Origin of the sequence: Vibrio sp. V09_P4A23P171, assembly GCF_963875615.1 — a bacterium.
GTDB classification, from domain to species: domain Bacteria; phylum Pseudomonadota; class Gammaproteobacteria; order Enterobacterales; family Vibrionaceae; genus Vibrio; species Vibrio anguillarum.
The window spans coordinates 107,113-119,077 of sequence record NZ_CAWNMR010000002.1; the positions used below are offsets into that span (position 1 = coordinate 107,113).

Here is an 11,965-nt window from a genome sequence, read left to right on the forward strand (position 1 = left end):
TTAGCATTAGGATGATCAACGTGCGCTGGACACTTTTGCTCAGTTTAACTCTGGCTCTGTTTTCATTGGCTTCACAAGCCACTATCTACTCGTCGCCAATGTTAAATGAAGCCAATGGGTTGATTGATATCTCACCGAATCAAGCCAAAACCCTAGCCACTGAGTATCTAACTCAGCGCAAGTTGGCCGAAAAATCAGAAAAATCATCATCAGTGATGGCGCGCGATGAAAGCGACAGTCGGATTCGAACACCGGGCAGCAGCGTTGATGCGTTAAAGATTTTAGCCAAAGCAGAGTTCCAGTTGCACAACATGGATGCCGCACTGGCCGCGTTAAAACTTGCTGAAGAGCTCACGCAACACTATCAATTGCCTTATTTAGCCACGGATGTACAAATACTCAAAACTCGTCTAATTTGGCTCAATAATAATGATGCAAGCGCCGCTCGGCAGGCGCTACGCGCGATCAGCATTCAATATGATGCCATCAAAAATGCGGATCAAGTGGCAAAAGGTCTCGATTATAAAATTACCCTGCTCAAAGCAGAAATTGCCTCAAAAGCCAATGATATCGAACTGGCCAATAAGCTTTTTGCTGACCTAAAGCCTTACATTGATTCGATCTCCTCACCGAAAACCGTGATTGAATATCAGATTGTTATTGGTCAACATTTTCTCACTCATGGCTTTTACAATCGTGCTTTATCTGAGTTGCTAGTTGCCTATTGGGGCGCGATTGAAAACAACTCAAGCGCCCTACTCGCTAAAACTAATACCTTACTGGCTCAGCTTTTTTTTGAAAGAAAAGTGCTCGATAAGGCTTTAGAGCATTTGTCTCAAGCCGCCGATTTTTATGACGGCTATAACAAGTCGACAGCCTTAGCTGATGTATTGCAACGTATGGGCGATGTCTATTACCAGCAAGGTAAATACAATCTAGCGCTCGTTCACTACTTCAACGTGATCGATCACGAAACGAGCCGCAATGATCTGGAAAAAGTCATTGAAGTGCGTATTAGCTTAGCGGCGACCTACCTTAATCTCTATAACTACCCACTAACTGACCAATATCTCACTCGCGCTGAAGACTTGCTTGAGCTGAAAGATTATCCTCGTTTAAAGGCACAGGCTTACTTACTGCATTCAGGATTAGCCTTTCACCAAAAGCAAGCCGATGTGGTCATCAGCAACGCTCAACACGCCTTAAGCGTTGCTAAAACGATGCAAGATGAAGAGATTGAAGAGCATGCCTATCGGTTACTGGCCTTGGGTTATGAGCAAAACAGTCAGTACGCACAGGCCTTAGAGAATATAAAACGCAGCAATGCACTATCGCAAATACGCCAAGAAAAACTCAACCAAATCAGTGAAGATGCTTTTCGTCAGCAAAAAGAGTTTGTAGAACAAACCCTACATCTGGTTGGGCAAGAAAAAGCGCTGCTCAAAACTCAAGAAGAGTATAATAAATTCAAAAAGATCGCCTTTATTCTGTTTATCATCTCCATCATTTTATTTTTACTGCTACTGCGTAGAGGCTACCTTATCCAGTTGCAAAATGAAGAAATCGATGAACTCAACAGCACGCTCTTTACCCATTCTCGCTCTCGCTTGCGTAACTTGCGCATGCTCAATGCTAAGCTTCCTTCAGCGATGCAAAAAAGCAGCCGTCATTTTGAGCCGTGGTATATTGGTGAACTCATCCACGAGCCACTGAGTGATCGCCTCCGCTTTGTGATGATTGATATTCCCTTTCTGCGCAACATGTACTTAGAACATGGCTATTCAGCTGGCTTAGAATTGGAGCATCAATTTGGTCAGTTTTTAAAATCGAAAATCAAAGAACCGAATCGGATTTATCACTTTTCAGATTCCAATCTGCTCTATATCGAACCGAATGCCGATCGCAATACACCGCCTGAAATCGCATTCGATCAAATTCAGCAATGGATAGATGAATTTCAACCTGAACGTCGCTTAAACCGTACAATACGGATGGGCATCGCCGACTACCCGTTTTTGCCAAGAGCTTATATGGCGATTAATGATAAAGAGCTGCTCGATATTCTGCTGATGGCAACCAACACGGCTCGTGAGCTAAGTATGAGAGAAGGAGCAAGCCATTGGGTCTACTTAAAAGCGATCGATAACGCTCCAGCCGCTAGTTTTGCCTCCAACAATATTCGCAAATCATGCAAGCACGCCATCAATCAAGGGTTGATAAAAGTGCATTCTTCTTATAAGAATGAGGAGAGCATCAAAAAACTCCTAAAAGATGGGTAATTACTCGGCATTCAATGTGTTAAAGCAGTGACGTGGGCAATTAATTTGTTATTATCGATAAATCAATTAATAGGATCATAACGATCCTCGCAGTTTAGTTTAGTTGTACATGGGCGCTCTCGAACAGGATATTCAAACACAGTTACAGCAGCTGAAAACTCAGTTGGAACAGGTTCGTTTGACACACAGGGACACTTCGTTCAAATTTAAACGAGAACATACTGTCCTAAAACGGATCGTCGCATCATTAAGCTTGGCGTGTCAGGGCAATGATCATCAGCTAAATATTAATTTATCAGATCTTCGTGAAGCTCTAGAGCAACAAAAAGACGTAAGCACGCTCATACCTCGCTTAGCCGTATTGGATCGCATGTTGAAGCAACAAACTTTGGTTATGGAAAAAGAAAACTCTCATTTGGACTCTCAAATCAAACATTGTGGGGAAACATTACTTCGCGTTGCTGGCCTACCCGCCAAACTTAAGCGTGATTTGCGTGATCTGCTCAGTTTTTCAGAAGCTCAGCCTAAAGCCGAACAAGCGATTCAACTGCTTGGGATTTATGAACGTGCAATCAAAATAATAACAGCGAACCCGAATACGGCCATCAGCGAGCTGCATGTCGCGGATAGAGAGCTATTGACCAAGCTATCCGATGAACTGCAACACCTGATCACTGAATTGGATTTTGAAGGTGAATCAGGGGAACTACTGGTAGATATTCGTGCCAAGCTGTTGATTGGCGTATCGACATCAACGCTCTTAGAGTTGACGTTAGAGATTCTAAAACTGGTGATTGATGGCACCAACAGTGAGCGCAAAACATCTGAGAAGTTTTTAGAACAGGTCAACTCATCACTCACAAAACACATTAAAAGTAGCACTCACAACGCAGACCAAAGCCAGAGTTACTTTGAACATCGCCAAGAGATGAATGCTGAACTCGCCGCTTTGATTACCCAAAGCCAAACTCTAATCAAAGATTCTGTGGCGATTGACGATCTTAAGCTCTCCGTTTCACCTATATTATGCGAAATGGCGTCACTTTCTGAACGCTTAAGTCATGCAGAGCAACGCGAGCAGGCACTAATTGAACGCTTAAATTATGGCAAAAATCAAATGGAAGCTCTGTTTGAGCTCACTCAAGATTATCGCCGTCGATTGGAAGATCAGTCTCAGCGCTTGCTGCTTGATCCACTGACAAAAGTCTATAATCGCACGGCCTTTAATGACCACCTTGAGCTGGAATATCGGCGCTGGATAAGAGCTCAACACACTTTCCGAATCGTAATCTTTGATATTGATAAGTTCAAAACTATCAACGATAGCTTTGGCTATACGGCAGGTGATAAAGCCCTTAAAATTATTGCCCGCACCATATCCAAAGAAGCATCCGATACGGATACCGTGGCACGTTTCTCTGGTGAAGAATTTATTATTTTACTTCCCGATCAAGAAGATAATCACTGTTTCAAGGTGGTAAAAAACATTCAACGTCATGTATCGAGGCTCCCTTTCAAGTTCAGAGACAAGAGTATTACGATTACACTTTCAGCCGCGAGTACCTGTTTTAAAGACTCCGATACGCCAGAGGAAGTACTTGAACGTTTACGCCGCTCGTTACTAGAAGCCAAGAGTTTCGGTCCTAACCAAGTAGTTTGGAAATAAACACAAGTCCAGATCGGATGTAGACAAAAGAAACCCATTCAAATCGCGGCCTTAACTGGTCGCTATTTGAACAAAACCAAACTAAAGCGTGCTGAACATCACACTCTGCTTGCATAAACATTTCCTAACAATCGAGAAAAGAACTAGATTGATACTGTAATTTCAATCAGTTATATCGTCCTATCGCACATCCGCCACTAAACGAACCATGACCTATACTCCATACTAAGCGGGTATATATAAAAACCAACTTTAGTCGTAGCGTGGACATTTTCCTTACTTCTCAACTAAGGAGGCCAGTATGATTACTCATATCAGCCCTACAGGCAGCATGGATCTGCTTTCTCAACTTGAAGTTGAGCGTCTAAAAAAGACCGCGTCGAGCGATCTATATCAACTGTATCGTAACTGCACTTTGGCGGTACTTAACTCTGGTAGCCATACGGATAACTCAAAAGAACTTCTTGAAAAATATAAATCTTTTGATGTCACTGTCATGCGCCGTGAACGCGGTATCAAGCTAGAGCTGACGAATCCACCAGAACATGCCTTTGTTGATGGGCAGATCATTAAAGGAATTCAAGAACATCTGTTTTCGGTCCTGCGCGATATCGTTTATGTCAACATGCATCTGGCGGATAATCAGCGCCTAAATCTCACCAATGCCATTCACATCACCAACTTAGTGTTTGGTATTTTGCGTAATGCCGGTGCCTTGGTTCCCGGTCTTGAACCTAACTTAGTGGTTTGTTGGGGTGGACACTCTATCAACCCTACTGAGTACCAATATACGCGGGAAGTGGGCCATGAACTGGGCTTGCGTGAACTGAACATTTGTACAGGCTGCGGACCAGGCGCTATGGAAGGGCCAATGAAAGGAGCCGCTATTGGACACGCTAAACAGCGCTATACCGCACAACGCTATCTTGGCTTAACCGAACCATCGATCATTGCCGCCGAGCCACCGAATCCGATTGTGAACGAATTGGTGATTATGCCGGATATTGAAAAACGCCTAGAAGCTTTTGTGCGAATGGCGCACGGCATCATTATTTTCCCCGGTGGAGCAGGAACAGCGGAAGAACTGCTGTACATTTTGGGTATCATGATGCACCCAGATAACGCAAGCCAACCAATGCCAATTGTACTGACTGGTCCAAAAGAGAGCGAAGCCTACTTCCGTTCAATCGACACATTCATTGCCGAAACATTAGGTGAAAAAGCACGCCAGCATTATCAAATCGTCATTGATGATCCAGAAAAAGCGGCGCGTATCATGAGTCAAGCGATGCCGCTGGTTCGTCAGCATCGTAAAGATAGTGGTGATGCTTATAGTTTCAACTGGTCCCTCAAAATCGAGCCTGAGTTCCAACTGCCTTTTGAACCGACTCACGACAGTATGGCCAACTTGGATTTACACCTAAACCAAAAACCAGAAGTACTCGCTGCTAACTTGCGTCGCGCCTTCTCTGGCATTGTCGCTGGTAATGTGAAAGCGGAAGGCATTCGAGAAATTGAACGTCACGGCCCATTCATCATTGATGGCGATGCCCAATTGATGAAAAAAATGGATCTATTGCTAAAAGACTTCGTTGCACAACACCGAATGAAGTTGCCCGGCGGCAGTGCTTATGAACCTTGCTATAAAATTGCAACCAATAACCATTAACCATTAACCATTAACCATTAACCATTAAAGGCAAAAATAACTTATGCCGGGGATGAGTGGCAATATTAAGTGAGATCATTACAATAAGGGCTTATTAAGCCCTTATTTTTTGGTCGTTATGTCTTTACACCTTGTCATCATTGATGCTTTGAATTTGATCCGTCGGGTGCACTCCGCACAACCCGATCCTAACGATATGGCAAGAACCATAGAGACAACCTCGCGCACCTTGCACCGTATCATCAATGAAGCTCAACCGACCCACATCATCGCCGTGTTTGATCATCACTTACAAGACCGGGGCTGGAGAGCACAACTTCTACCGACTTATAAGCAGAACCGGAAGCCGATGCCAGAAGCACTGCAACTTGGCTTAGACGCCATTCAGCAAGCATGGTGGGAATTAGGGATTGATTCACTGCTCTCGGAAGGTGATGAAGCCGATGATTTGGTGGCCACCTTAGCCACGAAAGTGGCAAGCCACGGTGAAAAAGTAACGATCATTTCAACCGATAAAGGCTACTGCCAACTGCTCTCCCCCACTTTACAAATTCGTGACTACTTTCAACATCGTTGGTTAGATCAACCCTTTATTGAACAGGAATTTGGTGTAAAGCCGAGCCAATTAACCGATTTTTGGGGATTAACGGGCATCAGTTCAAGCCAAGTTCCCGGCATTGCCGGCATTGGTCCAAAAGCAGCAAAAGAGATATTAACGCAATTTCCCGACATAGAAGCGGCCTACACCAGTGCTGATTTGGCTAAGAAATACCGTAAAAAATTTGATGAGCAGATCGATATGGCGCGAGTCTGCAAACACATTGCCACACTAAAGACCGATATAGAGCTCGGTTTTAATTTGCAAGACATTCGCTTTTCAGCGCAAGTATCCCATCCAGAATAGCAAAACGCTCCTAGAAAGGAGCGTTAAATTAACCTATTGGAGCATTAGTGCGGAGAGATGTTCGACAAGCATTGGACATGCACTGTGATCTCTTCACGATCATGATACAAATGCTTTGCCTGCATGCGGAACTTTACATCATTTTTAATCAGAAAAACTTTCAGATTTTCAATATCTTGTAAAACTTCATCATAGCGCCCTTTCATTGGCAGCTTTAAGTTAAAGATGGCTTCTTTCGCCCAACCCTTGAGGATCCACTGCCCCATTAAATGCGCAACACGAGCTGGCTTTTCAATCATGTCACACACAATCCAAGTCACGTTCTTGCGTGGCGGCTCAAATTTAAAACCATCCTCGGCATGGTGTTTCACTTGTCCTGTGTCCATCAAACTTTCAGCCATTAGACCGTTGTCGATAGCATGAACAAACATCGAACGCTTCACCAGTTGGTAAGTCCAGCCCCCCGGGCATGCACCCAAGTCTACCGCCCACATTCCCGGAGCCAAACGTTCGTCCCACTCTTCACGAGGAATAAACACATGGAAAGCCTCTTCCAACTTCAGAGTGGAACGACTTGGCGCATCGGCTGGGAATTTCAAACGAGGAATACCCATGAAAAAAGGCGAGTTATTGTTGGTGTACGAATACCCAACGAAGCAGTGTCCGGGTTGAATAAAGCAGACATGTAGCACAGGTCTCTTCGCCGACTCTTTGTTAGACAGAATCCCCTTGCCACGTAACGCTTGACGCAATGGCACGGTAAACTTACGACAAAATTTGAGCAACTCTTTCGCTTCATTGGTATCTGGCGTTTCAATGCGAATGTCACCACAACGCGGAAAACCCTCAAGTTCGGCGAGTTCAGATAAGATAGGCGAAATACGATCATCTTTAGGTAAATCGCTAAATTCCGCCGCTACCGCAAACATCTGACGAGCAAAAATAAGCGATTGGAAATCGATCTCTTTAATCAGCTTATCAGCATCACCGGCCTGATAGCACTCAAACAAAACGTAACCCGTATTGTTTTTCAAACGAGGAAAACCAAAAACCTCTAGCTTAGTCGCTTTATCTTGGATCTCTCCGGCACACTCTTTTTCAAAGCCTGCACGACAATAGAGCATTACGTGTTTCACTGGTCCACCTCTTGAATATTAAGTGCTGCATAGCCAAACACTCCCCACCCTAGCATAAAGAACACGCCACCAAATGGCGTGATCGGGCCAAACCACTTGATGCCCGTGAGTGCTAAAGCGTAAAGACTGCCGCTAAAACAAAGGACGCCGATGATAAAGCAAATTGCCGCAATGAAAAAATATTTTTGTGCTTTCGATCCCAAACGACAACGCAGCAAAATACCACACGCTAATATGGCTAAAGCGTGAATCGATTGGTACTGCACTCCCGTTTCAAACACCGAAAGCAAGTAAGGGGTTAAATACGCTTTTAGGCCGTGCGCCGCAAAAGCTCCTAGAGCGACACCAACGCCCGCCATAAAAGCCGCGATAGTGAGCAATAACTTACTCTTCATCTAACAATACCTCTTGTTCCCTTCTGGCTTTTTTGAGCATCCAATCACGGAAAGTGGCGATACGCCCCATATCGGCCTGCTTCTCGTGACAGACCACATAGAAAGCATTTTTAGTCATCAACACTTCGTCAAAAGGCGCAATCAAGCGACCCGCTTCCAGCTCTGGCTGAGCTAACACGTTATTCCCCAGTGCGATACCTTGCCCATGCGCCGCCGCTTGCAGCACCATGGTCGAATGGCTAAAGATGGGGCCGTGGTTGACATTCACCCCTTCAAGATCGTTCTCTTTGGCAAACTGTTTCCAATCTTTACGTGAAGTATCGTGTAGCAGAGTATGGCGTGTTAGATCGTCCAGTGTTTCTAAAGGCTTAGGGCCTAACAGCAGTGAAGGAGAGCAAAGCGGGATCAAAAACTCTTGATACAACTTATCCGCGCGTAAACCAGGCCAGTTACCTCGTCCATAATAAATCGCCACATCCACATCATCGGTTAACGAACCTTCATCCATATCAACCGCTTTGATACGCACATCAATATCCGGCTCTTGCTGGTTAAAATCGGCCAGACGCGGCACGAGCCACTGAATTGCAAAACTCGGCGGTAAACTAATGGTTAATGCCCCTTTCTCACTTCGCTCTAGTACCTTATCGGTGGCTTCAGAGAGTGCGGTGAAGATATCTTTAATGTCGAGAAAGTAACTTTGCCCTTCTTCTGTCAATAGCAGAGAACGATTACGACGGCGAAATAGCTTTAACCCTAAAAATTCCTCTAACGCTTTGATTTGATGACTGACTGCGGCTTGTGTCACAAATAGCTCTTCCGCAGCGCGAGTAAAACTCAGCTGGCGAGCTGCCGCTTCAAACACTTTCAGCGAGTTTAATGGTGGCAATCTTCTGGACATAGGTACACTCAAAAATTAGATTAGTTTTTTTAATCTGAAACATTATAAATTGTCCATTGCCGAGCGGCTAGAGAAATTCTATATTTCACCCCGCAACAAGGCCTGAACGGCTTGATTCAGTTATGAATCAATTGGCTTTTGTTGCGATGTTGTGTTTGCAAACTCGTATTTCGAGTGAGGTAGAATTCTACCATCCTGTTTTGTGCAGTTATCCCCTGCACCAAAACATATACTTCCTGTATTTATTGTTTGACCTGTCTGTCAAATTCTTTAGCACCGCCCTTGGGCGGTGTTTTTTTATGTCTGTGATTAAGTCGGAGCCATAAAAAACCGCTCACGAAAACGTGAGCGGTCGATTCTGTATCGAGATAACGATTAAGGTCGATATACCTTGATGTTGTTAAAGCCTTGCTCTTTCAAATACAAAGCTTGAAGCCGGCTCATCACACCGCGCGCACAATATAAGAGATATGTTTTCGATTGATCCAAATCGCCAAACTGAGTCGATAACTTGTAGAAAGGCAAATGTTTTACTTCCACACCTTCAATCAGCAGTGGCTTGTCATCTTCTTCATCTGGGCTACGAATATCAAGTACCACCGCATCTTTTTCGATAGCGGTCACTTGTTCAACTTCAGGTGCTTGCTCTTGGCTCTCTTTCTCAATATCACGAATATCCATTTGACGAGCGTTGTAAACTACGTGCTCTAGGATTGAGAAATCAAACTTCGCTTCTTCGGCTTCTAATTTCGCTTTCACCGCTTTAACTGTTGGGCTTTTTGAAATAACCCCACAGTATTCTGGCATCGTTTTGGCGAAATCTTCTGTTCCAATCTCGCGCGCCACTTTAATAATCTCTTCTTTGTCCCAGTTGATGAGAGGACGTAAAATTAGAGTATCTGTCACACCATCAATATGACGAAGATTAGTTAGAGTTTGGCTCGAAACTTGACCCAACGCTTCTCCGGTCACTAAAGCTTCAATATTTAACTTATGAGCTATCATGCCTGCGGCGCGCATAAACATACGTTTTAGCACCACACCCATTTGACCATCGTCTACTTTTTCTAAGATTTCAGCCACCACAGGCTCGAAATCGACCGAGATAAAACGCACTTTGGCTGAAGAACCGTATTTATTCCACAAATAATGGGCCACTTGCTTTACACCAATTTCATGCGCTGGACCGCCTAAATTGAAGAAGCAATAATGCACTTTTGAGCCACGTTTGATGTGTAAATAGCTTGATACACCCGAGTCAAAACCACCAGAAATCAAACTCAATAAATCTTCTTGAGTGCCAAGAGGGAAACCACCTAAACCTTTATAACGGGCAATCACTTGATTGAGCAATTCATCGGCTATTTCAATATTGATGGTAACGTCCGGGTTTTTAAGTTGAACTTTTGCACTCTCAACTGCTTGGTTTAAACCACCACCAACATAACGCTCAACATCGATTGAGGTAAAATCATGCTTTCCTCGACGCTTAGCACGCACGACAAAAGTTTTTCCTTCGATGTTATTACGGCTGAGCGCTAACACTTGCTCGTAAATGTCATGCATATCCTTAAACTCAGATTGCTGCACTTCGAGCACTTGCTGGATGCCAGGAGTGTGAGTCAGAATTTCAAGGACTTCTTGATAGTATTGGTCACTTTGCGCAGCCACTTCAATGTGATCGCGACGGTTAAATACCGCGACTGACTCTGTTCTTCGTTTGATGATATTACGAATATTGGACTCTAAAATTTTTGTGAAGCGCTTGCGTACTGAGTCACTTTTAACAAAAATTTCCGGATGGGGCTTAACAATAAATTTCATAGTTCTATTCGCAATCTGATTGGGCAACGTGGTGAATCAATGGGTCGCATTCTGCTTGCTACTGATACACCGCTAAGGGCGCAGGATTATACACGAGGTGATAACCATAAAAAAGACGAGCCTTAGCGCTCGTCTATGTGTTTTTACATAATCCAACGTAACTTACTGAACGGATGGAACTTCATCACTGTACAGCGGTTCACCTTGCATGATACTGATTTCTACTCGGCGATTGCGTGAACGTTCACTTTCCGTATCGTTAGAGCCGACTGGGTCGGTATCGGCCATACCACGCACCCTGAGTCGTTGATGAGAAAACCCACGAACCTTTTCCATCTCTTGCGCCACAGAAACCGCTCGTTGAGCCGAAAGATCCCAGTTTGAGCGATACAATTCAGAATCGACACTTTGATTGTCGGTATGGCCAGAAATACGCACAATGCCCGGCACATCTTTAACCAGATCGGCAATTTGACGAACCAATGGACGAAACTTAGGTTGTAGAAATGCAGAACCTTCGGGAAACGCACCTTTTTCACGAATACGGATCACCAATTGCTGACCTAAGTTTTCAACTTCAATAGCGCCTTGTTCGATTTCTCTTGCTAACGCTTTTTTGATGTCCTGTTCAACAATTTCCATCTCTTGCGACATAGATTCTGCTTGCTGTTGTTGCATTTCCGATTGAGTATTTTGATTATTCTGCGTTGAAGTTTCAGGGGATTGCCCCCCCGTCAATTGACCTTCTTCACGCTGAACACCACCCGCTCGATCTGAATCCCCTTCTTGAAACTCAAGTGTCTGCTGCGTGATATCAATGGTTTGTTGCATGATGACATCAATCGGTGTCGGCTCGGGGCGGCCTGGGCGAAACTCTTGTGCAATGATGCTTGTCCCTTTAGGAATGTCTTTCACTTCCAAACGATTTTGCACACCAAAAGCAAACTTCATCGAGCCCGCTATCTGTTTAAACTTCAGTACGTCCATCTCGGAAAAAGAGAGCAGTAGTACGAAGAAACACATCAACAGCGACATTAAATCGGCAAAGGTTCCCATCCACAACGGCAAGCCGGGAGGTGGGCATTTACAGCCTTCTTCATCATCCATTACAGGCTCCGTTATTCGCTATCAACATCTAAAACACGCTTGCCTTCATTGAGGTAGTTTTTCAGATAACTATCAATGACCCGT

9 protein-coding genes are annotated in these 11,965 nt (G+C 44.3%); 4 read left to right on the forward strand and 5 right to left on the reverse strand.

Translation table 11 applies throughout. From position 1 onward, the window contains the following. Positions 1 to 11: 11 nt before the first annotated feature. The 4 genes from AACT23_RS01120 (at position 12) to xni (ending at position 6,518) form a co-directional block, all read left to right on the forward strand. Complete coding sequence (locus AACT23_RS01120; protein ID WP_094127350.1) at positions 12 to 2,279, forward strand: tetratricopeptide repeat protein; 2,268 nt, start codon at positions 12 to 14, stop codon at positions 2,277 to 2,279. Between the two features lie 109 nt (positions 2,280 to 2,388). Next, positions 2,389 to 3,945: a GGDEF domain-containing protein gene (locus AACT23_RS01125; RefSeq protein ID WP_094127352.1), complete on the forward strand. Its 1,557-nt coding sequence runs from the start codon at positions 2,389 to 2,391 to the stop codon at positions 3,943 to 3,945. 301 nt (positions 3,946 to 4,246) lie between these two features. Next, on the forward strand, positions 4,247 to 5,614 hold the full coding sequence (ppnN, locus tag AACT23_RS01130) for a nucleotide 5'-monophosphate nucleosidase PpnN (RefSeq protein ID WP_019282950.1): 1,368 nt from the start codon (positions 4,247 to 4,249) through the stop codon (positions 5,612 to 5,614). A gap of 118 nt (positions 5,615 to 5,732) precedes the next feature. After that, positions 5,733 to 6,518: a flap endonuclease Xni gene (gene xni, locus AACT23_RS01135; RefSeq protein WP_094127354.1), complete on the forward strand. Its 786-nt coding sequence runs from the start codon at positions 5,733 to 5,735 to the stop codon at positions 6,516 to 6,518. A gap of 44 nt (positions 6,519 to 6,562) precedes the next feature. Here xni and rlmM read toward each other — a convergent pair whose 3' ends face one another. The 5 genes from rlmM to AACT23_RS01160 form a co-directional block, all read right to left on the reverse strand. Continuing rightward, the gene (gene rlmM, locus AACT23_RS01140; RefSeq protein WP_017045575.1) at positions 6,563 to 7,654 is read right to left on the reverse strand and encodes a 23S rRNA (cytidine(2498)-2'-O)-methyltransferase RlmM; all 1,092 of its coding nucleotides are present in this window, start codon (positions 7,652 to 7,654) and stop codon (positions 6,563 to 6,565) included. Continuing rightward, entirely contained in the window at positions 7,651 to 8,049 is a 399-nt protein-coding gene (locus AACT23_RS01145; protein ID WP_013857395.1) for a DUF423 domain-containing protein, read from the reverse strand. The genes rlmM and AACT23_RS01145 overlap by 4 nt, the downstream gene beginning before the upstream one ends. Beyond that, positions 8,039 to 8,950 carry a transcriptional regulator GcvA gene (locus tag AACT23_RS01150; protein WP_026027676.1) on the reverse strand — a complete coding sequence of 304 codons (912 nt, stop codon included), beginning with the start codon at positions 8,948 to 8,950 and terminating at the stop codon, positions 8,039 to 8,041. Before AACT23_RS01150 ends, AACT23_RS01145 begins: the two co-directional genes overlap by 11 nt. 375 nt (positions 8,951 to 9,325) lie before the next feature. Beyond that, on the reverse strand, positions 9,326 to 10,774 hold the full coding sequence (gene thiI, locus AACT23_RS01155) for a tRNA uracil 4-sulfurtransferase ThiI (RefSeq protein WP_026028114.1): 1,449 nt from the start codon (positions 10,772 to 10,774) through the stop codon (positions 9,326 to 9,328). A 162-nt stretch (positions 10,775 to 10,936) separates the two neighbouring features. Then, a complete protein-coding gene (locus tag AACT23_RS01160) occupies positions 10,937 to 11,881 on the reverse strand; it encodes a flagellar motor protein MotB (RefSeq protein ID WP_017044193.1) in 945 nt (314 codons plus the stop codon). Between the last annotated feature and the right edge of the window lie 84 nt (positions 11,882 to 11,965).